This window comes from Pseudomonas sp. 2,4-D (assembly GCF_030418155.1).
In the GTDB taxonomy this organism is placed as follows: Bacteria; Pseudomonadota; Gammaproteobacteria; order Pseudomonadales; family Pseudomonadaceae; genus Aquipseudomonas; species Aquipseudomonas alloputida.
On sequence record NZ_JAUHUI010000012.1, the window covers coordinates 46,697 to 68,299 of the forward strand.

Genomic DNA, 21,603 nt, shown 5'->3' on the forward strand with positions numbered 1-21,603 from the left:
CTGGGCCCGTTGGGATGTTCTGCCTGGCGCGACGGGCATCGGTGAAATGCGATCGCGTCCGGTCCAGCTGGGCTTTCACTGCACATCCGGGAAACGGAGGCTGGACGCGAAGGGGCGTCGGTACCGATCGGGATGCCTGTTGCGAGGCCGAGCGTCCGGGCGTGAGCCGGGCGGGAAGGCCCGAGTATAACAGAGCTATCGCGCTGTGCTGCTTTCCTGCTGCTCAACGGCGTTGAGAATGTTTCCAGTGTCGCTTGTATAGCGGTTGCTGATCGCTGCATAGGCCGGTTCCTGCTTGAACCGCTGCAGCTCTTCAGCAAAGGCCACGGCCAGTGCCTCGCGTCCAGGCTTGCGCACCAGGCCCAAATACTGCGCCTGGCGGCTGACTACCAGCGGCAGTTCTTCGACTTGCTGTTGCAGGCCGAGCTGGCGGAGCAGGTAATGCCCGACCCTGCGGTCGGTGATCGTCAGGTCGATACGGCCCAGCACCAGCTTGCCGAAGTTGGCTTCGTGGGTGGGTGCGGCTTCGCGCTTGAAGTGCGGGGCCTCGGTGAACTCTTTACCGTAGGCGTAGCCTGGCGATGTGCCGACGGTGAGGCCGGCGAGGTCGTCCAGGTGGGTGACGGCATGGCGGCGCGTGCGGCTTTGGAACAGGACGAATTCGACCTCCGACATGGGTTCGGAGCCGTACACCATGTAGGGTTGGCGCGCATCCGTCTGGAAGATGTCGAGAATGCCATCGGCCAGGCCCTGCTCAGCCATCGCCAAGCAGCGCTTCCAAGGCAGGAATTGCCACTCCACCTCGACGCCGAGGCGTGCGAAGACCTGGCTGGCGACTTCGTAGTCGATGCCGCGCGGTTGGCCGTTGTGCTGAAACACATAAGGTGCCCAGTCGTCGGTTACCAGGCGCAAGCGTTCGCCCAGAGCCAACGGGCTCAGGCAAACGAGCAGGAGGATCCAGAATAGACGGGCGATATGTGGCATGGCCGGAGATTACGCGCTCGGCCGGTGTACGGTAAAGGCATGCACGATCGATGTGGGAGCGGGCGTGCCCGCGAACACCGGCGAAGCCGGTGCCAACGATCGGGTTGCTCTCTTCGCGGGCACGCCCGCTCCCACAAGACCGCGCAAGGCAATGAGTTTTGCGGGCACATCAGGCTTGAGTGGTTCGCAGCAGATGCGCCTCGATATCCTTGCGCCGCTCGCCCAGCGATAGCCGTAGCCCCGGATGGCGCAGGCACTGACGCAGCCGCTCGGGCTCCACGTGGCCGTAGCGGTCATTGAGGTTTTCCAGGGCCTTGTCCCACCAGGCGGACGCACAGGCGCGATCGAACTCATTGGGGTAGGGGTAGCAGCCATAGAGCAATTCGCGGGCGAACTGGCGCTCGTGGCTGGGCAGGGTCAGGCTCAACGCCTTGTAACCCAGGCGGTGCAGGGTGGGTGGCCGCGGCAGTTGGTCGTTGACCCGCGCAACGTCGGCCAGGGCCGAGGGGCTGAGTGGGTCGTGGTCATGCTTGCGCAGCCAGGCCTGGATCTTGGCGCGGAACTGCGCCTTCCGGCTCCAGTAGTGATGGATGACATCGGTACACTCGGCCAGCTCCAGGTTGCGGTAGGCCGCTACTGCCAGGCAGAACTCCTCAAGGGTATAGGCCTCTCGAGCCAAGGGGTAGAATTCGTCCATCATGGCGATGGAGCGGTCCAGGGTGTCGGAGTTCTCGGCAGTGAGGCCGATAACGCCGGAATTGACGAGTGGCATCTGGCAGTCGGCCAGTCCCCGGGACTCGAGAATGGCCAGCAGGTTCTTGTACAACAGGCACTTCTGGTCAGCGCCGTAGCGCGTGCCGATGGCGTTGCACAGCAGGCGGTTGGGCGCCACACGGGCGAACAGATGCAACGGCGAAGTGCGGAAGAAGGTGTCGGTGTCGATCAGCACTGCAAGCGGGTGTTGCTGCAGTACCTGGCGCAACAGCACATGCTTGCTGCGAAAGTGATAACCGTGCGGGGCATTCCATGCCTGGCGCGTGGCCTCGTCCAGCAGGTGGACGGTGACGGGCAGCCTGGCGTAGGGCTGCGCATTGTCGGTGTAGACCTGGATGTCCATGGCCTCGCCGGCTGCGCTGCCTAGCTGGGCGAGGGCGCTGACGATGCTGAAGCAGGCTTCCTGATGGTAGGTTGCCGGGCCAAAAGCCAGGTATACAAGCTGTGGGCGCGAAGGTTGGGTGTGCTGCATGGCAGGCAAGACCTGTTTAACCCGAAAATGAATAAGGCTTTAGTCTATGACCAAAGCCTTAATCATTTCTTAAGCAGACTTTGCCAAAAGATTTCAGCGCGGCAGCTTCAGGTTGTTCCAGATCGCCAGGCTCGGTTCGGCCTGGTTCAAGGTATAGAAGTGGAGCCCCGGCGCGCCGCCTTGCAACAGCTGTTCGCACATGTGGGTAATCACTTCTTCGCCGAAGGCCTGGATGCTGGCAGTGTCGTCGGCATAGGCTTCCAGCTGCTTGCGGATCCAGCGCGGGATCTCGGCGCCACAGGCATCGGAGAAGCGGGCCAGCTTGCTGTAGTTGGTGATCGGCATGATGCCCGGTACCACCGGAATGTCTACGCCCAGCTTCTGTGCACGCTCGACGAAGTAGAAGTAGCTGTCGGCGTTGAAGAAGTACTGGGTGATGGCGCTGTCGGCACCGGCCTTGACCTTGTGCACAAAGTTGGCCAGATCCGCCTCGAAGTTGCGCGCCTGCGGGTGCATTTCCGGGTAGGCAGCCACTTCCAGGTGGAAGTGATCAGCGGTTTCCTGGCGGATGAACTCGACCAGGTCACTGGCATAGCGCAGTTCACCACTGGCCATGCCCATGCCCGACGGCAGGTCACCACGCAAAGCGACAATGCGTTTGATGCCGGCGGCCTTGTACTCGGCCAGCAGGGAGCGCAATTCGGCCTTGGTGTCGCCCACGCACGACAGGTGCGGCGCGGCAGGTATCTTCACTTCGCTTTCCAGCTGCAGCACGGTATTGAGCGTGCGGTCGCGGGTCGAGCCACCGGCACCGTAGGTGCAGGAGAAGAAGTCCGGGTTATAGGTGGCCAGCTGGCGGGCGACGCCCATCAGCTTTTCGTGACCGGCATCGGTCTTGGTCGGGAAGAACTCGAAACTGTAGCGGCGTTCTTGTGACATCAGGCGTTCCTCTGGCAACAAGCGTCTGGCGGCAAGCTGCAAGTAAAAGCCAGATCGGTGATGGCCGGTCTGGCTTGGGCGTCGTTCAAGATCTGTGTTTCCGGAGCTGCAAGTGGCAACGGCACGTCGCCGCTTGCAGCTTCAAGCTTGCCGCTTAGTAGCGGTAGGCGTGCGGCTTGAACGGGCCTTCGACGGTCACGCCGATGTAGTCGGCTTGCTGCTTGGTCAGCTGGGTGACCACGCCGCCGAAGCCGCGGACCATTTCCAGGGCCACTTCTTCGTCGAGTTTCTTCGGCAGCACTTCAACGGTCAGGCGCTCGGCTTTCTTTTCGGCCGGCAGGTCAGCGAACTTCTGCTCGAACAGGAAGATCTGTGCCAGAACCTGGTTGGCGAACGAGCCGTCCATGATGCGGCTTGGGTGGCCAGTGGCGTTGCCCAGGTTGACCAGGCGGCCTTCGGCCAGCAGGATCAGGTAGTCGTCGTTCTGCGGGTCGAAGCTGCCAGCGCCGGTACGGTGGATCTTGTGAACCTGCGGCTTGACCTCTTCCCAGGCCCAGTTCTTGCGCATGAAGGCGGTGTCGATCTCGTTGTCGAAGTGGCCGATGTTGCAGACTACGGCACGCTTTTTCAGGGCCTTGAGCATGTTGGCGTCGCAGACGTTGACGTTACCGGTGGTGGTCACGATCAGGTCGATCTTGCCCAGCAGGGCCTTGTCGATGCTGGCTTCGGTGCCGTCGTTGATACCGTCGATGAACGGCGAGACCAGCTCGAAGCCGTCCATGCAGGCCTGCATGGCGCAGATTGGGTCAACTTCGGAAACCTTGACGATCATGCCTTCCTGACGCAGGGACTGGGCCGAGCCCTTGCCCACGTCACCGTAGCCGATCACCAGGGCCTGCTTGCCCGACAGCAGGTGGTCGGTACCACGCTTGATGGCATCGTTCAGGCTGTGACGGCAGCCGTACTTGTTGTCGTTCTTGCTCTTGGTGACCGAGTCGTTGACGTTGATCGCCGGGACTTTCAGCTCGCCCTTGGCCAGCATGTCCAGCAGGCGGTGTACGCCGGTGGTGGTCTCTTCGGTCACGCCGTGCACGCGGTCCAGTACCTGCGGGTACTTCTTGTGCAGCAGTTCGGTCAGGTCACCACCGTCGTCGAGGATCATGTTGGCGTCCCATGGCTGGCCATCTTTCAGGATGGTCTGCTCCAGGCACCACTCGTACTCTTCTTCGGTTTCACCTTTCCAGGCGAACACCGGGATACCGGCGGCGGCGATCGAAGCGGCGGCCTGGTCTTGAGTCGAGAAAATGTTGCAGGACGACCAGCGCACTTCGGCACCCAGGGCAACCAGGGTTTCGATCAGCACGGCGGTCTGGATGGTCATGTGGATGCAGCCCAGGATCTTCGCACCCTTGAGCGGTTGCTCGGCCAGGTACTTGCGACGCAGGCCCATCAGCGCAGGCATTTCCGATTCGGCAATGATGGTTTCGCGACGGCCCCAGGCGGCCAGGGAGATGTCGGCGACTTTGTAATCGGTAAAACCAGCAGGCATGTTTGCAGCGCTCATGAGAGCCTCCATTCGTAATGTGCGAATGGGCGCCGTTGTGCGTTAAGCGCTCGCGGGAGCGAGCAACGCCCCATCCGAGCCTGACAGGCCTAGCCTGCTGCAGCGCCCCTCGGACAGGTGGCGGGCATGGCACCGCTGTGGGCAACCATGTAAAACGGCGCAGATTATAGCTGCCCCCGCCGGCTTGCCCAAGGTTTTCCGTCGATTAATCGCGACGATAGTCGATGTTCAATGGAGCGAAGGCAGCCGCTCTGCCATCATTGCTACACGTTAGCCAAGCAGGTCAGGAGTACAGATGAACTTTCACACCCGCAAGTGGGTTAAACCCGAAGACCTCAACCCCAATGGCACCCTGTTCGGTGGCAGCCTGTTGCGCTGGATCGATGAAGAGGCGGCGATCTACGCCATCGTCCAGTTGGGCAACCAGCGTGTGGTGACCAAGTACATGTCGGAAATCAACTTCGTCAGTGCTTCGCGTCAGGGTGACATCATCGAGCTGGGCATCACCGCTACCGCGTTCGGCCGCACCTCGATCACCCTCAAGTGCGAAGTGCGTAACAAGATCACCCGCAAGAGCATTCTGACTGTCGACAAGATGGTGTTCGTCAACCTGGGTGAGGATGGCTTGCCGGCAGCCCATGGGCGCACCGAGATCAAGTACGTGCAGGACCAGTTCCCGGATTCGGCAGTCGAATAGGCCCTGGTTGCCAGTGTCGGCCTCTTCGCGGGTGAACCCGCTCCTACAGGGGGACGCGAACCTGTAGGAGCGGGTTTACCCGCGAATGGGCCGCAAAGCGGCCCCGGCATTCTCAAGGCTGGGCGCTGACCTTGCGCACCACCCGCCCAATGCTCAACCCCTGCACCAGAATCGACGACAACACCACGATGTAGGTGATCGACAGCAGCAGGTCCCGTTCATCGCCCAGGGGTAGCGACAGCGCAAGTGCCACCGACACGCCACCGCGCAGGCCACCCCAGGTCAGCACCCGCACCGTGCCTTTGGGCACCGGGCGCCAGCGCCGCAGCAGCACGATCGCCGGGGCCACCGTCAGCAGGCGCGACAGCAGCACTGCCAGCGCCAGCACGCCGCCGGCCGCCAGGTGCATCCAGTTGAACGGCAGCAGCAACAGCTCCAGGCCGATCAATGCGAACAGCAGCGCATTGAGCATGTCGTCGATCAGCTCCCAGAAACCGTCCATGTAACGGCGGGTCATGTCATTCATCGCCAGGTTGCGCCCCAGGTTGCCGATGATCAGGCCTGCCACCACCATGGCGATCGGTGCCGACACATGCAGCTCGTAGCACATCGCCGAACCACCGATTACCAGCGCCAGGGTCAGCATGACTTCCACCTGGTACTGCTCGACGCTCTTGATCATGCGGTAGGTGGCGTAGCCGATCAGGCCACCGAACACCACACCGCCAATGGCCTCGCGGGCGAACAGGATCGCCGTGTCGGTCATGCTCGGTGTTTCACCCAACTGGATGATGCCCAGCAACACGGTGAATACCACAACTGCCGTGCCGTCGTTGAACAGTGACTCGCCGACGATGGTGGTTTTAAGCGGTTTGGACGCATTGGCAGTACGCAGCGCGCCAAGCACGGCAATCGGGTCGGTCGGTGAGATCAGTGCACCGAACAGCAGGCAGTAGATCAGGGGGACCTGCCAGCCGAACAGGGCAAACACCCAATGCGCCAGGTAGCCGATGACCATTGTGGCAATCAGCACGCCCAAGGTGGCCAGCAGGCCGATCGGCCAGCGGTAGCTGCGCAGGTCGCTGAGGTTGACGTGCAGAGCGCCGGCAAACAACAGAAACGCCAGCATCCAGTGCATGAGCAGATCGTTGAAGTCGATCTGGTTCATCAGCCCTTCGACGCGCTCTTCCAGGCCAGGGAAGCCGATAAGGCTCAGGCCTTGCAATATCAGGGAAAACAGCAGCGCCGTGACCATCACGCCGATGGCGGGGGGCAGGCCGATGAAACGGTAGTTCACATAGGTCAGAAGTGTGGTGAGGCAGATAAACGCGGCAACTAATTCAAGCATCCCGAATCCTGTAACAGTGGCTTCCAAGTCGTTACCCGAGTGGCTCGGGCAGTTCTTTGATGACCTGGCACGGGGTTCGGGGCACAGGGTTTGACCGAATTAGTCCAAATCGTTCCCGTGACAGTCTGCACTGGTTACCCTGTGGGAGCGGGCGTGCCCGCGAACACCGGCAAAGCCGGTGCCATACACCGAGTTGCATTCTTCGCGGGCATGCCCGCTCCCACAAAGCCCCCCTGAACGCTATATATTCACAGCCATGAAAAGCCATAAGGACAAGAAGGCGTGTTGGCAACATCTCTGGTGCTGGTTGCCGCCCTGCTGCATGCAACCTGGAATACCCTGATCAAATTCAGTGGCGAGCGCTTGCTGGTCATTGCCAGCATGGACACGGTAGCGCTGGCCTTCGCGGTTCTGGCGGTGCCCTTCGTGGATATTCCGCCTGCTGAAATCTGGCCCTGGTTGGTAGCTTCGGCACTGGCTGAGCAGTTGTACCGTTATCTGCTGATCCAGGCCTACCGCGTGGGCGATCTGGGGCTGGTCTATCCTCTGATGCGCGGGCTGTCACCGCTGGTGGTGCTGGGGCTGACCCTGGCCTTTGCCGGGGAATCGCTGAGCCAGCAGCAGATCATCGGTATCCTGATGATCCCCTGTGGCATGGCCTGCCTGTTGTGGCAGGGCGGCGGCGGTGACCGGTTGCCATGGTCGATGCTGCCGGTAGTTGCCTTGATTGGCCTGTGCATTGGTTGCTACACCTGGTTCGACGGCCAGGCCGTGCGCCTGTGGGGCAAGCCGTGGGATTACCTGGTCTGGCTGACCCTGCTCAGCGCCTGGCAATTCCCGTTGTTGGCGGGCGTAGCGCGGCGGGCGCCATTCGTACTGTTCTGGCGAAGCCAGTGGCGCCTTGGGTTGGCGGTAGGGTTCTGCGTATTGTTCAGCTATGCCTTGGTGCTTTGGGCCATGCACCTGGGGTCTGTGGCCGAAGCGGCGGCACTGCGGGAGTTGAGCGTGATCCTGGTGGTGGTGCTGGGTATGCGCTACCTCAAAGAACCTTTTGGCGGGCCGAGACTCCTAGCTTGCGGGCTGGTGTTGGCCGGCATGCTGGTAATGAAGCTTTGACCTGAAGACTGAACAAGGAGTCCTGTCCATGACTGTTGCCCTGTGGTGCATCCTGATTGCGCTGCTGTTGAACCCGCTTTGTGCCTTGATCGCCAAGGCGAGCAGTGGCCGCTTCGGCCTCAAGGACAATCACGATCCGCGAGCCTTCCTCGATACCTTGTCGGGCCTGCCGCGGCGTGCTCATGCTGCGCAGCAGAATGGCTACGAAGCGTTTCCGGCATTTGCTGCGGCGGTGCTTGTGGCGGATATCGTCGGCAATGCCGAGCAGGTGACCCAGGATGTGCTGGGGGTGATGTATATCACCAGCCGCTTGCTTTACATCATCTGCTACCTGGCCGACTGGGCTGCCTTGCGGTCGCTGGTGTGGTTTGCCAGTCTGGCACTGATCGTGTCGTTCTTCGTGGTTTCCATCTGAAACCGGCTGGCCATCTTCGCGGGCAGCCCCCGCGAGGATGGCCACAACGATCACGGTACCTTGGGTACCTCAGGCAGTGGCTGGCCCTTGGGCCACAGCATCCAGATCTGCCCTTGCTGCTTCATGTTCCCGGCCAGTTCGCCGGCTTCCGGGCCGGTGCCCCAGAACAGGTCGGCACGCACTTCGCCGGTAATCGCCCCGCCGGTGTCCTGCGCGCCAACCGGTCGTACCACCGGCGAGCCGTCCGGGCGTGTGGTAGACAGCCACAACAAGCTGCCCAGGGGAATCACCTTGCGGTCAATGGCCACGCTGTAGCCGGCGGTAAGCGGTACGTTCAGCGAGCCGCGCGGGCCTTCGTTACTGTCCGGGCGGGTGCTGAAGAATACGTAGCTGGGGTTGCTGGCCAGCAGCTCTGGTACGCGCTGCGGGTTGGCCTGGGCCCAGGCATGAATGGCGCCCATGCTCACTTCTTCTTTTTTCAGCTGACCCTGCTCCACCAGCCAGCGGCCGATCGGCCGATAGGGGTGGCCGTTCTGGTCGGCGTAGCCCAGGCGCAGTTGACGACCGTCTTCCAGTTGCACCCGGCCAGACCCCTGGATCTGCAGGAATTGCAGGTCCATCGGGTCGGTCAGCCAGGCCAGCACCGGTGCCTTGACGCCGTTACGGTTGATGACTTCGGCCGTGTCGTAGGGCTTGAGCACCCGACCCTCCAGACGGCCGCGCAGGCGTTTGCCCTTCAGTTCGGGGTACACGCTGGCCAGGTCGACCACGATCATGTCATCAGGGATGCCGTAGACCGCCACATGGTTGGTTGCCGATTGGCTCAGGCTGCCTGGGTAGACCGGCTCGTAGTAGCCGGTAATCAGGCCGTTGGCATTGTTCTGTGCAGAGCGCAGGCCGTACACCTGCAGGTTCTGTTCAAGGAAGGTTCGCACTTGGGTGGCGCTGGCTGTGGCGCTGCCGGCCGCTTCGCAGGTGGCGGCCCACACCGGGTCGCGCTTGAGTTTTTCGCAGCCGTTGCGCCATGCATAAAAGCCTGCCAGCAGGTCTTCATCGCTGACGGCCGGCAAGTCTTTCCAAGTGGCCGGGGCATAGGTGGCGACAGCGTGGGGCTCGGGCTTGGCGCTCTCGCCGCCGTTGCAGCCGGCCAGCAAAGCCAGCACCGGCAGTGTCCAGGCCAGGTGGCGCAGGGCAGATTTCATGTGTGCATTCCTGTCATGAGCGAACATGAAGGTTCGCCCCTGTCTTTTATGTGGCTATTGGTGTTTGGCCCAGGGGCAGCGATACTGGCCGCCCATTTGCGTAGGCCGAAGTGAGCGTGATGTTTAAGCGATTGACCGTTGTTCTGCTGGCAGCACTTGCCCTGGGAGGGGCTCTGACGGGTTGCGACCGGGTTGACCCGAACTCGCCGCTGGGCAAACGCAAGGTGATCTTCAAGGACATGCTCAAGACCAGCGAGGACCTCGGCGGCATGCTGCGTGGCCGGTTGCCGTTCGACGGGGTGAAGTTTGCCGACGGTGCGCTGAAGCTGGACAGCCTGTCGCATCAGCCGTGGCAGCATTTTCCACAGGTGCGCGATGGTGGTGACAGCGCCGCCCGTGCCGAAGTGTGGGAGCGCCAGACGCGGTTCCATGACCTGGCCCGGCAGCTTGAGGGCGTCACCGGCGAACTGGTCGATGTCACCCGCAACCAGCCACTGGATGCTGCGCAACTGAAGGCACCGATGGACAATGTCGAGGCTGCGTGCAAGGCCTGTCATAGCGAATTTCGTAATCATTGAATGGCTGTGCTGTTCGCGCAAACCTTCGGGGCTTGTACAGATTCCTGTGGGAGCGGCCTTGTGTCGCGATAGGGCCGCTCAGCGGCCCCAGGATTTCAGCAAAAATGCATGCATAGCTGGAGCCGCCGCGCGGCCCTATCGCGATACAAGGCCGCTCCCACAAAGACCAGGCTTGCCGGCCAGATGCCTTAGCGGTCGAGATCGTCGACCGCTTCCTGCAGCTCTTTACGCGACTCGGCCAGCTTGTCCTTGCGCTTGTTGATCTTCTCGGCGTCGCCTTTCTTCTCTGCCTTCTTCAAGTCCTTTTCCCGCTGCGCCACTTCGTGACGCGCATCGAGCACCTTCTGCTCACGTTCCTTGCGCAGGCTGGCGTCGGTGCAGTTGTCCACACCGCGCAGGGCTTCCTCCAGCCCTGCCACCTGGTCGCTGTTGCCGTGGTCACGGGCAATTTTCAGCTGGTTTTCGATGGCGCTGCGCTTGGCGGCGCAACCGGTCAGGCCGGCATCGGGCTGGGCAGCCTGAGCAGTACCCGCGGCCAGGCCCAGTGTTGCGAGCAGGAAAAGAGTCGAAATACGTTTCATGAAAAGCCTCCCTAACGGGGCGGGGCAGCAAAAGTTGGGGGAAATCCTGCCTTGGTTTTGCCCATTTAGAAACCCTTGGTGAGGTTTTCTGCCGGAGTCTCGGGTTTTTCCTACGCACTATTTGGTAAAAAATCATTGCTCAATGCGCTGGGGTGGGGTCCGGAAACCTTCTATGCCGGCGTCGGCCAACTGTGCGGCAATGGCTTGCACCTCGGAGGCCGCGAAAAATTCCACAAGTTGGTGCGAGCGTTTTGCGCCGATGCCGGGCACGGTTTGCCATTGCTCGGCATTGCGTGAGGCCAGCGCCTGCCAGTCGCCAGTCAGTGGCAAATGCTTGCCAATGGGCACGCCAAGGGCGCGCAGCCACTGATCGACTGGCCGTGAGCGGGCTTCGTCGAAACTGCCCATCAGGTGTGCTGCAGTGAGCCTGCTGATGCCGGGGGCCTGCTGCAGGCGTTCGGCATCGAGTTGCAGCCAGTCGGTCATGGACGTTACCAAGCCAGCTTCGACCAGCCGACGCCATGTGCCGGGCCCGGTGCGTGGCAAGGCCAGGCCCTGTTTACCGCCAAGCCAGGTAAGTCGGGCAATGAACTGCTCATCACAGCCCTCGCTGGCCCGCCAGCAGCTGTGGGCATGATGCTGGTCGGGTGCTGGTGCGGTTATCGGTTGGCGCTCTACAGCGCGGTGCACGACGTGTTCGAGCCGCGGAATGGTCAGCCCGGCAAGGCTGATGGCCACCTGATCGCCGGGGCGAATATCCAGGCGTTGCCAGCGCGCCAGCGACCCAAGGCTGACTTGGGTAATGCGCCGGTCATCGAGGGTAACGGGTTGCACGTGAAGAACGGGCGTGACCCTGCCAGTGCGGCCGACCCGAAAGCGCACGTCGCGTACTTCGGCCAAGGCTTGTGCATAGGGGTACTTCCAGGCCGCGATCCAGTAGGGTGCCTTGGCCTGCCAGCGCTCGGCAGGTGGCCGACTGCCCTGGCGCAGGATCACACCGTCGGTGGCGAAGGGCAGAGCAGAGCGATACCAGTGCTCGCGCCAGTGTGCGGCATCCTCCAGCGTGTCGATGGCGATGCTGTAAAGCTGGCTGTCCGGAAACCCCAGCCGTGCCAGTTGGGCGAGGCGTTCGGCCTGTTGCTCGGGGCCGTGCGGCCAGCCCCACACGAACAGGCCGATAGCGTTGCCTTGTTCGCCAGTCAGTTGCTTGCGTGCGAGCAGCCCTGCCACGGTACCCCGGGCGTTGGCACTGCCGGCCTTGGCTTGTACATGATCGTTCAGGCGCAGATACAGCTCACCTTGCAAGTGCAGGTCGACCGCCTCAGGCAACTGCCGGGTGACAGCGCCGAGCTGTTTGATGTGTCGGCTCCAGTCATGGCCGTGTACACCGTCCCCCCGGCTGGTCAACTGCACCAATCGGCCCTGTTGGTAGGTGAGGGAAACGGCTACGCCGTCGACCTTGGGTTGTACCCACACGCCGGTCTTGCCGGCCATCCATCGCGCCACGGCCTGGCGGTCTGCCAGCTTGTCGACGCCGGTATGCGGTACGGGGTGGGGGACCGGGCCGCGAGCACTGGCCAGGGGAGAGGGGCTGGTGCCAACCGCGAAGCACTGCTGCAGGTGGTTCAGGCGCTCGCGGCTCTGGTCGTACAGTTCGTCGGCCACCAGAGCTATGCCCTGGCGATGGTAGTGCTCGTCCCATCGGGCAAGCGTGGCGCGCAGTTGCGCAACTTCGGCCTCGGCCTGTTGCGGGTTCCAGTGTGGGCATGAAGCAGCCCTGGCCAATGGGGTGTTCAGCACAAATAGCAGGGCGAACAACAACAGGTACGGCATGGCCTGGCATCCTTGCATGGCGGGGAAGCGCTTAGCGTAGGCGGGTGGCGGGGCGGGCGGCGCGTGCAGTTGTCAGGTGATATTTCGCTGGTGCTCGTCTCCAATCCCGAGGCGGAGCAAGAAACGAGCGCGGCGCTCGATCTCACGGGCGATGAAAATGCCGTGACAGGCACAAAAAAGCCCCTGCCGATCGCTCGGCAGGGGCTTTCGTCTGGCGCTGCAGGACGCTTACAGGCCGGCAGCGTCACGCAGCGACTGGGCGCGGTCGGTGCGCTCCCAGGTGAAGGTGGTGAAGGTGTCGTCGCCGACAGTCTTCTGCTGCGGGGTGCGGCCGAAGTGGCCGTAGGCAGCGGTTTCCTGATACATCGGGTGCAGCAGGTCGAGCATGGTGGTGATGGCGTACGGACGCAGGTCGAAGCATTCGCGCACCAGCTGGATGATCTTGTCGTCGGAGACCTTGCCGGTACCGAAGGTGTTGATCGAGATGGACGTCGGCTGGGCCACGCCAATGGCGTACGACACCTGGATCTCGCAACGCTCGGCCAGGCCGGCGGCGACGATGTTCTTGGCCACGTAGCGGCCGGCGTAGGCGGCGGAACGGTCGACCTTGGACGGGTCCTTGCCGGAGAACGCGCCACCCCCGTGACGGGCCATGCCGCCGTAAGAGTCGACGATGATCTTGCGGCCAGTCAGGCCGCAGTCACCCACCGGGCCACCGATGATGAAGTTGCCGGTCGGGTTGATGTGGTACTGGGTGCCTTTGTGCAGCAGTTCGGCCGGCAGGGTGTGCTTGACGATCAGCTCCATCACGGCTTCTTGCAAGTCTTTCTGCGAAACCTCCGGGTTGTGCTGGGTCGACAGCACCACGGCGTCGATACCGACCACTTTGCCGTTCTCGTAGCGACAGGTGACCTGCGACTTGGCATCCGGGCGCAGCCATGGCAGCAGGCCGGACTTGCGCGCCTCGGCCTGGCGTTCTACCAGACGGTGCGAGAAGCAGATCGGTGCAGGCATCAGGACTTCGGTTTCGTTGCTGGCGTAGCCGAACATCAGGCCCTGGTCACCGGCGCCCTGGTCTTCCGGCTTGGAGCGGTCCACGCCCTGGGCGATGTCTACCGACTGTTTGCCGATGATGTTCATCACGGCGCAGGTGGCGCCGTCGAAGCCGACGTCGGAGCTGTTGTAGCCGATGTCGATGATGACTTTGCGCACCAGGTCTTCCAGGTCGACCCAGGCCGAAGTGGTGACTTCGCCGGCGATGATGGCGACACCGGTCTTGACCAGGGTTTCGCAGGCTACGCGGGCGTATTTGTCCTGAGCGATGATGGCATCAAGGACGGCGTCCGAAATCTGGTCGGCGATCTTGTCCGGATGCCCTTCGGACACGGACTCGGAGGTGAAAAGGGAGTATTCGCTCATCTCGAAGGTTCCTGAAATTTACCGATGGTGTATGTCGCCAGCCGTCCGCTGAAAATGGCGGACCTGGATCTGGAAACCGTTACGCAAGCCCACGTACAGGCTGTCCGCATGGGCCAGCCCGGCAGCATTGGCCCAGCGCGCCAGGTCGTCCTGTTCGAAGCCCAGCCAGAGGTCGCCGCAGGCTTCGCGCGCCCACCCCTGGTCATGGCTGCACAGTTCGGTGACCAGCAGGCTGCCGCCTGCTTTCACCCGTTTGGCCAGCTGGCGCAAGGCCAGGGCCGGGTCGCTGAAATGGTGCAGCACCATGTTCAGCACAACGCAGTCGGCGGCCACATCCGTTGCACCCAGTGCATCGGCCAACTGCAGGTTCACGTTGTCGAGCCCTTCGCGCTGGCACACCTGGCGCGCAAGCTCGAGCATGGTAGGGCTGTTGTCCAGGGCGGTGACCTGGGCGAAGCGCCGGGCCAGGTCGGGCAGGAAGCCACCGTCGCCGGGGCCGACTTCCAGCGCGCTGGCAGCCGGGTCGAAATGCAGTTTGTCGAGCAGCGCCAGCAGGCTGTCGCGGTACTGCGGAAGGCCGGCGATCAGGTCCTGCTGGGCACGGAACTTCTCTTCCACGCGCAGGAAGAAGTCCTGGCTGGTGGCTGCCCGTCGCTGCTGGACATGGGCTATGCGCGCCTGCACATCGGGCGGCAGGGCCAGGTCGTCGACTTCTTCGAGCAGCGCCGCGTGCAGCCGGCCACCCAGGCGCAGGCCATCGGGCAGGGCACGGCGGTAGAAGATGGCATTGCCTTCGCGGCGGGTTGCCACGAGGTCGGCCTGAGCCAGCACCTTGAGGTGATGGCTCATGCCCGACTGGCCGATGTCGAAGATCTGCGCCAGCTCCAGCACGCCGAACGAGTCGTTGGCCAGGGCGCGCAATACGTTCAGGCGCAGCGCATCGCCACTGGCTTTGCACAGGGCGGCCAATGTTTCGCGTTGCTCGGGGATCGATTGCGCACGCAGATTCATGGGGCGGCAGTCTAGACAGGCATCGATGCCCTAGCAAGGCCAATATCAAAAAGTTTTGATATTGGCGATGAGCTGCAAGCCGAAAGCCACAAGTTACACGCTTTGGGGCGCCCCGAGTCGCGCTCTGCTTCTTCAGTTGCGGCTTAAAGCTGGCGCTTGGCGCTTAAATGTTTGCCCCAAGCGCCCCCAGTGGGCGAAAATGGCCGCCTTTTTCGTGACACCACCTATTCAAGCCCCCTAGGAGATCAGCGATGCCCAGCCGTCGTGAACGTGCCAACGCCATTCGTGCCCTCAGCATGGATGCCGTGCAAAAGGCCAACAGCGGCCACCCAGGTGCCCCCATGGGCATGGCGGATATCGCCGAAGTGCTTTGGCGCGACTACCTGAAGCACAACCCGAGCAACCCGAGCTTCGCCGACCGTGACCGCTTCGTGCTGTCCAACGGCCACGGTTCGATGCTGATCTACTCGCTGCTGCACCTGACCGGCTACGACGTCACCATCGATGACATCAAAGGCTTCCGCCAGCTGCACAGCCGCACCCCGGGCCACCCGGAGTACGGCTACACCCCAGGCGTCGAGACCACCACCGGCCCGCTCGGCCAGGGTATCGCCAACGCCGTGGGCTTCGCCCTGGCCGAGAAAGTACTGGCTGCCCAGTTCAACCGTGACGGCCATACCATCGTCGACCACAACACCTACGTGTTCCTCGGCGACGGCTGCATGATGGAAGGTATCTCCCATGAAGTCGCCTCGCTGGCCGGCACCCTGGGCCTGAACAAGCTGATCGCCTTCTACGATGACAATGGCATCTCCATCGACGGCGAAGTGCACGGCTGGTTCACCGACAACACCCCGGCGCGCTTCGAAGCCTACAACTGGCAGGTGATCCGTAACGTCGACGGCCACGATGCCGAAGAAATCAAGATGGCCATCGAGACCGCCCGCAAGAGCGATCGCCCGACCCTGATCTGCTGCAAGACCACCATCGGTTTCGGTTCGCCGAACAAGCAGGGCAAGGAAGACTGCCACGGCGCCCCGCTGGGCAACGACGAAATCGCCCTGACCCGCCAGGCCCTGAACTGGAACCACGGCCCGTTCGAAATCCCGGCCGACATCTACGCCGAGTGGGATGCCAAGGCCGCCGGTGCCAAGGTTGAAGCCGAGTGGAACCAGCGCTTCGAGGCCTACGCCAAGGCCTACCCGGAGCTGGCTGCCGAGTTCAAGCGCCGTGCCAGCGGCGAGCTGCCGGCCGACTTCAGCGAAAAGGCCCAGGCCTACATCAACGAAGTGGCTGCCAAAGGCGAAACCATCGCCAGCCGCAAGGCCAGCCAGAACGCCCTGAACGCCTTCGGCCCGCTGCTGCCGGAGTTCCTCGGCGGTTCGGCGGACCTGGCCGGCTCCAACCTGACCCTGTGGAAAGGTTGCAAGGGCGTCGAAGCCAATGACGCCAGCGGCAACTACGTGTTCTACGGCGTGCGCGAGTTCGGCATGACCGCCATCATGAACGGCGTTGCCCTGCACGGTGGCCTGGTGCCTTACGGCGCGACCTTCCTGATGTTCATGGAATACGCCCGCAACGCCGTGCGCATGTCGGCCCTGATGAAGCAGCGCGTGATCCACGTGTACACCCACGACTCTATCGGTCTGGGCGAAGACGGCCCGACGCACCAGCCGATCGAACAGCTGACCAGCCTGCGCAGCACCCCGAACCTGGACACCTGGCGCCCGGCCGACGCGGTGGAATCCGCCGTGTCCTGGAAAAGCGCCCTGGAGCGCAAGGACGGCCCATCGGCGCTGATCTTCTCGCGCCAGAACCTGCAGCACCAGGACCGCGATGCCCAGCAGATCGCCGACATCAGCCGCGGTGGTTATGTGCTCAAGGACTGCGCCGGCGAGCCTGAACTGATTCTGATCGCCACCGGTTCCGAAGTGGGCCTGGCTGTTCAGGCCTTCGACAAGCTGACCGAGCAAGGCCGCAAGGTGCGCGTGGTTTCCATGCCGTGCACCAGCGTGTTCGATGCCCAGGACGCTGCCTACAAGCAGTCCGTGCTGCCGCTGGAAGTCGGTGCGCGCATCGCCATCGAAGCTGCCCACGCCGACTTCTGGTACAAGTACGTCGGCCTGGAAGGTCGTATCATCGGCATGACCACCTACGGTGAGTCGGCGCCGGCTTCGGCTTTGTTCGAAGAGTTCGGCTTCACCCTGGAGAACATCCTCGGTACTGCCGAAGAGCTGCTGGAAGACTGATTTAAAGATCTGCGGGCGGTGTCGCCTTCATTCGCGGGCAAGCCCGCTCCCACAGAGGTTGCATGAAACCCTGTGGGAGCGGGCTTGCCCGCGAATGCCACACCGCAAATTCCGCAGGCTGACGACAATTGAACTGTCTCGTGAGCCCCGAATGCCCCACCGTCCCTACAAAGTTGCACTCAACGGTTATGGCCGTATCGGCCGCTGTGTCCTGCGCGCGCTGTTCGAGCGGGGGGCAAAGGCCGGTTTCGAGATCGTCGCGCTGAACGATCTGGCCGATCAGGCCAGCCTGGAATACCTGACACGCTTCGACTCCACCCACGGTCGTTTTCCCGGCGAGGTCAAGGTCGACGGCGACTGTCTGCACATCAATGGCGACTGCGTGAAGGTAATGCGCAGTGCCACCCCCGAAGGCATCGACTGGGCTGCGCTGGGCATCGACCTGGTGCTGGAGTGTTCCGGTGCCTATAACACCCGTGCCGATGGCCAGCGTTTTCTCGACGCCGGTGCGCCAAGGGTGCTGTTCTCGCAGCCCATGGCCAGCGAGGCCGACGTTGACGCCACGGTGGTCTATGGCATCAACCAGGCCTGCCTAACCGGCAGCGAGCGCCTGGTGTCCAACGCCTCGTGCACCACCAACTGCGGCGTGCCGCTGCTGCGTGTGCTGGATCAGGCGTTCGGCATCGAATACGTGCAGATCACCACCATCCACTCGGCGATGAACGACCAGCCGGTGATCGATGCCTATCACCACGAGGACCTGCGCCGCACGCGCTCGGCCTTCCAGTCGGTGATCCCCGTGTCCACTGGCCTGGCGCGTGGCATCGAGCGCCTGCTTCCGGAACTTGCCGGGCGAATCCAGGCCAAAGCGGTACGTGTACCGACCGTCAACGTCTCGTGCCTGGACATCACCCTGCAGACCGCCCGCGACACCAGTGCGGCCGAAGTCAACCGAGTGCTGCGCGAGGCCGCGCTGGAAGGTCCGCTTAAAGGCTTGCTGGCTTACACCGAGCTGCCGCACGCCAGCTGTGATTTCAACCATGACCCGCATTCGGCGATTGTCGATGCCAGCCAGACGCGTGTTTCCGGGCCCCGCCTGGTAAACCTGCTGGCCTGGTTCGACAACGAATGGGGTTTTGCCAACCGTATGCTCGACGTTGCCGAACACTTTCTGCACGTCGTTCACCCAACCCGCACCAAACAGCCCTGAAGGACTGCATTCATGACCGTGTTGAAGATGACCGACCTCGACCTGCAAGGTAAGCGCGTACTGATCCGCGAAGACCTCAACGTGCCTGTGAAGGACGGTGTGGTAGCCAGCGATGCGCGTATCCAGGCAGCGCTGCCGACCATCAGGCTGGCCCTGGAGAAGGGCGCAGCGGTAATGGTCTGCTCGCACCTGGGCCGCCCGACAGAAGGCGAATTCTCTGCCGAGAACAGCCTCAAGCCGGTCGCCGATTACCTGAGCAAGGCCCTGGGCCGTGACGTGCCGCTGGTTGCCGACTACCTGGACGGTGTCGCGGTACAGGCCGGTGAACTGGTGCTGTTCGAGAACGTGCGCTTCAACAAGGGCGAGAAAAAGAACGCCGACGAGCTGGCGCAGAAGTACGCTGCCCTGTGCGACGTATTCGTCATGGACGCTTTCGGCACCGCACACCGCGCCGAAGGCTCGACCCATGGCGTCGCCAAGTTCGCCAAGGTTGCCGCTGCCGGCCCATTGCTGGCAGCCGAACTGGATGCCTTGGGCAAGGCCCTGAAGGCCCCGGCCAAGCCAATGGCGGCCATCGTTGCCGGCTCCAAGGTTTCCACCAAACTGGACGTGCTGAACAGCCTGAGCAGTGTTTGCGACCAGCTGATCGTCGGTGGCGGTATTGCCAACACCTTCCTGGCCGCTGCCGGCCACCCGGTGGGCAAGTCGCTGTACGAGCCTGACCTGGTCGATACCGCCAAGGCCATTGCCGCCAAGGTCAGCGTGCCGCTGCCAGTCGACGTGGTGGTTGCCAAAGAGTTCGCCGAGAGCGCCGAAGCTACTGTCAAAGCCATTGCCGATGTAGCTGCCGACGACATGATCCTGGACATCGGCCCGCAGACCGCGGCCAACTTCGCCGAGCTGCTGAAGTCGTCGAAAACCATTCTGTGGAACGGCCCGGTTGGCGTGTTCGAATTCGATCAGTTCGGCAACGGCACCAAGGTACTGGCCAAGGCCATCGCCGACAGCGCCGCGTTTTCCATCGCCGGTGGCGGTGACACCCTGGCAGCCATCGACAAATATGGCGTCAGCAATGAAATCTCCTACATTTCTACCGGTGGTGGCGCCTTCCTCGAGTTCGTCGAGGGCAAGGTCCTGCCAGCTGTGGCAATCCTGGAAGAGCGGGCCAAGGCCTGATGACGTCGGCGCTTGGCAAAGGGAGTGGCCTGGTGGTCAAACAATTGCCTGTGATGATGCTGGCCGGTCTGCTGAGCGCTTGCGCGGGCAGCCCGGCCTCGGATGCCGACCCGGCGCAGTCGCACAAGGGCGGTTGCTACCAGTCCGAATGGCAGGCCGAGACTGTGCCGGTCATCGGCAAGCGCGTGGGCCCGGAAGGCCTGGAAAAGTACGACGAAGACCACCAGCGCAAGGCGCCGGGTTGCCCTTGATCGGGTAATAGGCAACCTGAACGTTGATTTGTGGTCTTGAGGAAGGGCTGCACAGCAGCCCCAAATCGAGGAAACTGAATGAAAGCGCTTTTGGCCGTGACGGCCCTGGCGACACTGGCAGGATGCTCACTGCTGCAGCCGACGCAACCGGCCCCGGCAGACAACTGGACCCGTTGGGTCTGCGACACCCAGGCTGAGGTGCTTTGGCGCTTCGCCGATGCGCAACGTGACCAGGTTGACGTGCGCCTTGGCGGTGGCGACCAGGTGTACCGGCTCAAGGCTGAACCGGGTGCCTCGGGTGCGCTGTACAGCGATGGCATGCTGGCCTTCCACACCAAGGGCGAAGAAGGCCTGGTGTATTGGGTGGCAACCAACGATCTGATTGGGCGGGGCTGCAAGGCACCGTGACTGGCCGGGCCGCGAGGGTGGCCCACACTACTTGAACAGCAACCGCCCCTGCGGCAGGCTTGCACGAAACAAACGACGCTTGTCGGGAGAGAGATACACAATGGCACTCATTAGCATGCGCCAGATGCTGGACCACGCCGCCGAGTTCGGCTACGGCGTACCAGCTTTCAACGTCAACAACCTCGAGCAGATGCGCGCCATCATGGAAGCGGCCGACAAGACCGACTCCCCGGTGATCGTTCAGGCTTCGGCCGGTGCCCGCAAATACGCTGGTGCGCCATTCCTGCGCCACCTGATCCTGGCTGCCATCGAAGAGTTCCCGCACATCCCGGTGTGCATGCACCAGGACCACGGTACCAGCCCTGACGTCTGCCAGCGCTCGATCCAGCTGGGCTTCAGCTCGGTCATGATGGACGGCTCGCTGGGTGAAGACGGCAAGACCCCGACCGACTACGAGTACAACGTCCGCGTTACCCAGCAGACCGTTGCCATGGCTCACGCCTGCGGCGTTTCGGTTGAAGGCGAACTGGGCTGCCTGGGTTCGCTGGAAACCGGCATGGCCGGTGAAGAAGACGGGATCGGCGCCGAAGGCGTGCTGGATCACAGCCAGATGCTGACCGACCCGGAAGAAGCCGCCGACTTCGTCAAGAAGACCCAGGTCGACGCCCTGGCGATCGCCATCGGTACCAGCCACGGTGCCTACAAGTTCACCAAGCCACCAACCGGTGACGTGCTGGCCATCGATCGTATCAAGGAAATCCACAAGCGCATCCCCAACACCCACCTGGTGATGCACGGTTCGTCCTCGGTACCGCAAGAGTGGCTGGCGATCATCAACCAGTACGGCGGCGACATCAAAGAAACCTACGGTGTACCGGTCGAAGAAATCGTTGAAGGCATCAAGCATGGCGTGCGCAAGGTCAACATCGATACCGACCTGCGTCTGGCCTCTACCGGTGCCATGCGCCGTCTGATGGCGCAGAACCCGAGCGAGTTCGACCCACGCAAGTTCTTCGGTGAAACCATCAAGGCCATGCGCGACGTGTGCATCGCACGTTATGAAGCCTTCGGCACCGCAGGCAATGCTTCGAAGATCAAGCCGATCTCTTTGGAAGGTATGTACCAGCGCTACCTGAAAGGTGAACTGGCCGCCAAGGTCAACTGATCGACAGGTAACCCTGAAAAGCCCGCAGTGATGCGGGTTTTTTTATGGGCGATGGAAACCTGTCCATATTTACGGCAGACCGACCGTTAGTCGGCTACCGTACAGTTTGACCATTGATAGCGTTCTGATTGCATTGCTTGTTGCAGCCTCAGGTCTAGAGTACTAATGGATCCAACCGTATTTTGAAGTCGGTCACATAACAGAGAAGCAG

General features: G+C 62.5%; 20 protein-coding genes and 1 riboswitch. Of the genes, 10 read left to right on the plus strand and 10 right to left on the minus strand.

Going from position 1 to position 21,603, the window contains the following annotated elements:
* Nucleotides 1-195 precede the first annotated feature (195 nt).
* From QYE47_RS11440 to ahcY, 4 genes are all read right to left on the minus strand, one after another.
* Nucleotides 196-984 carry an ABC transporter substrate-binding protein gene (locus QYE47_RS11440; RefSeq protein ID WP_041167103.1) on the minus strand — a complete coding sequence of 263 codons (789 nt, stop codon included), beginning with the start codon at nucleotides 982-984 and terminating at the stop codon, nucleotides 196-198.
* A 169-nt stretch (nucleotides 985-1,153) separates the two neighbouring features.
* Nucleotides 1,154-2,230: a hypothetical protein gene (locus QYE47_RS11445; protein ID WP_019436744.1), complete on the minus strand. Its 1,077-nt coding sequence runs from the start codon at nucleotides 2,228-2,230 to the stop codon at nucleotides 1,154-1,156.
* 93 nt (nucleotides 2,231-2,323) lie between these two features.
* Nucleotides 2,324-3,169 (minus strand): methylenetetrahydrofolate reductase [NAD(P)H], encoded by an 846-nt coding sequence (gene metF, locus QYE47_RS11450; RefSeq protein WP_014592647.1) that lies wholly within the window; start codon nucleotides 3,167-3,169, stop codon nucleotides 2,324-2,326.
* Between the two features lie 154 nt (nucleotides 3,170-3,323).
* A complete protein-coding gene (ahcY, locus tag QYE47_RS11455) occupies nucleotides 3,324-4,733 on the minus strand; it encodes an adenosylhomocysteinase (protein ID WP_014592646.1) in 1,410 nt (469 codons plus the stop codon).
* Nucleotides 4,734-4,753: 20 nt separating this feature from the next.
* Nucleotides 4,754-4,850: riboswitch (S-adenosyl-L-homocysteine riboswitch) on the minus strand.
* 178 nt (nucleotides 4,851-5,028) lie between these two features.
* Between ahcY and QYE47_RS11460 the strand changes: the two genes are divergently transcribed.
* Entirely contained in the window at nucleotides 5,029-5,430 is a 402-nt protein-coding gene (locus QYE47_RS11460; protein ID WP_003249362.1) for a hotdog domain-containing protein, read from the plus strand.
* A gap of 112 nt (nucleotides 5,431-5,542) precedes the next feature.
* Here QYE47_RS11460 and QYE47_RS11465 read toward each other — a convergent pair whose 3' ends face one another.
* Nucleotides 5,543-6,778 (minus strand): sodium:proton antiporter, encoded by a 1,236-nt coding sequence (locus QYE47_RS11465; RefSeq protein WP_014592645.1) that lies wholly within the window; start codon nucleotides 6,776-6,778, stop codon nucleotides 5,543-5,545.
* 282 nt (nucleotides 6,779-7,060) lie between these two features.
* Here QYE47_RS11465 and QYE47_RS11470 point away from each other — a divergent pair, with 282 nt between their 5' ends.
* Together QYE47_RS11470 and QYE47_RS11475 are read left to right on the plus strand one after the other, a co-directional pair.
* Nucleotides 7,061-7,894, plus strand: coding sequence for an EamA family transporter (locus QYE47_RS11470; RefSeq protein ID WP_014592644.1), 834 nt, complete (start codon nucleotides 7,061-7,063; stop codon nucleotides 7,892-7,894).
* Nucleotides 7,895-7,922: 28 nt separating this feature from the next.
* On the plus strand, nucleotides 7,923-8,309 hold the full coding sequence (locus QYE47_RS11475; RefSeq protein WP_010955544.1) for an MAPEG family protein: 387 nt from the start codon (nucleotides 7,923-7,925) through the stop codon (nucleotides 8,307-8,309).
* 50 nt (nucleotides 8,310-8,359) lie between these two features.
* On the opposite strand, the gene QYE47_RS11480 is transcribed toward QYE47_RS11475, so the two are convergent.
* A complete protein-coding gene (locus QYE47_RS11480; RefSeq protein ID WP_019436743.1) occupies nucleotides 8,360-9,511 on the minus strand; it encodes a murein transglycosylase A in 1,152 nt (383 codons plus the stop codon).
* 119 nt (nucleotides 9,512-9,630) lie between these two features.
* Here QYE47_RS11480 and QYE47_RS11485 point away from each other — a divergent pair, with 119 nt between their 5' ends.
* The gene (locus QYE47_RS11485) at nucleotides 9,631-10,089 is read left to right on the plus strand and encodes a cytochrome c (protein WP_014592642.1); all 459 of its coding nucleotides are present in this window, start codon (nucleotides 9,631-9,633) and stop codon (nucleotides 10,087-10,089) included.
* Nucleotides 10,090-10,277: 188 nt separating this feature from the next.
* On the opposite strand, the gene QYE47_RS11490 is transcribed toward QYE47_RS11485, so the two are convergent.
* The 4 genes from QYE47_RS11490 to QYE47_RS11505 all read right to left on the minus strand — a co-directional run bounded on the left by QYE47_RS11490 (nucleotide 10,278) and on the right by QYE47_RS11505 (nucleotide 14,933).
* Nucleotides 10,278-10,670, minus strand: coding sequence for a DUF1090 domain-containing protein (locus QYE47_RS11490; RefSeq protein ID WP_003249372.1), 393 nt, complete (start codon nucleotides 10,668-10,670; stop codon nucleotides 10,278-10,280).
* A gap of 132 nt (nucleotides 10,671-10,802) precedes the next feature.
* Nucleotides 10,803-12,503 (minus strand): NAD-dependent DNA ligase LigB, encoded by a 1,701-nt coding sequence (ligB, locus tag QYE47_RS11495; RefSeq protein ID WP_070384422.1) that lies wholly within the window; start codon nucleotides 12,501-12,503, stop codon nucleotides 10,803-10,805.
* A 228-nt stretch (nucleotides 12,504-12,731) separates the two neighbouring features.
* A complete protein-coding gene (gene metK / locus QYE47_RS11500; RefSeq protein WP_003249375.1) occupies nucleotides 12,732-13,922 on the minus strand; it encodes a methionine adenosyltransferase in 1,191 nt (396 codons plus the stop codon).
* A gap of 18 nt (nucleotides 13,923-13,940) precedes the next feature.
* The gene (locus tag QYE47_RS11505) at nucleotides 13,941-14,933 is read right to left on the minus strand and encodes a metalloregulator ArsR/SmtB family transcription factor (RefSeq protein ID WP_003249377.1); all 993 of its coding nucleotides are present in this window, start codon (nucleotides 14,931-14,933) and stop codon (nucleotides 13,941-13,943) included.
* A 251-nt stretch (nucleotides 14,934-15,184) separates the two neighbouring features.
* On the opposite strand from QYE47_RS11505, the gene tkt reads away from it, so the two are divergent.
* From tkt to fba, 6 genes are all read left to right on the plus strand, one after another.
* A complete protein-coding gene (tkt, locus tag QYE47_RS11510) occupies nucleotides 15,185-17,182 on the plus strand; it encodes a transketolase (protein WP_070384421.1) in 1,998 nt (665 codons plus the stop codon).
* Between the two features lie 151 nt (nucleotides 17,183-17,333).
* A complete protein-coding gene (gene epd / locus QYE47_RS11515) occupies nucleotides 17,334-18,392 on the plus strand; it encodes an erythrose-4-phosphate dehydrogenase (protein ID WP_014592639.1) in 1,059 nt (352 codons plus the stop codon).
* Between the two features lie 12 nt (nucleotides 18,393-18,404).
* Nucleotides 18,405-19,568 (plus strand): phosphoglycerate kinase, encoded by a 1,164-nt coding sequence (locus QYE47_RS11520; protein ID WP_014592638.1) that lies wholly within the window; start codon nucleotides 18,405-18,407, stop codon nucleotides 19,566-19,568.
* On the plus strand, nucleotides 19,568-19,819 hold the full coding sequence (locus QYE47_RS11525; RefSeq protein WP_014754651.1) for a hypothetical protein: 252 nt from the start codon (nucleotides 19,568-19,570) through the stop codon (nucleotides 19,817-19,819). Before QYE47_RS11520 ends, QYE47_RS11525 begins: the two co-directional genes overlap by 1 nt.
* Nucleotides 19,820-19,897: 78 nt before the next feature.
* Nucleotides 19,898-20,227 carry an MliC family protein gene (locus QYE47_RS11530; RefSeq protein ID WP_003249387.1) on the plus strand — a complete coding sequence of 110 codons (330 nt, stop codon included), beginning with the start codon at nucleotides 19,898-19,900 and terminating at the stop codon, nucleotides 20,225-20,227.
* Nucleotides 20,228-20,327: 100 nt separating this feature from the next.
* Nucleotides 20,328-21,392, plus strand: coding sequence for a class II fructose-bisphosphate aldolase (fba, locus tag QYE47_RS11535; RefSeq protein ID WP_010955535.1), 1,065 nt, complete (start codon nucleotides 20,328-20,330; stop codon nucleotides 21,390-21,392).
* Nucleotides 21,393-21,603: the final 211 nt, after the last annotated feature.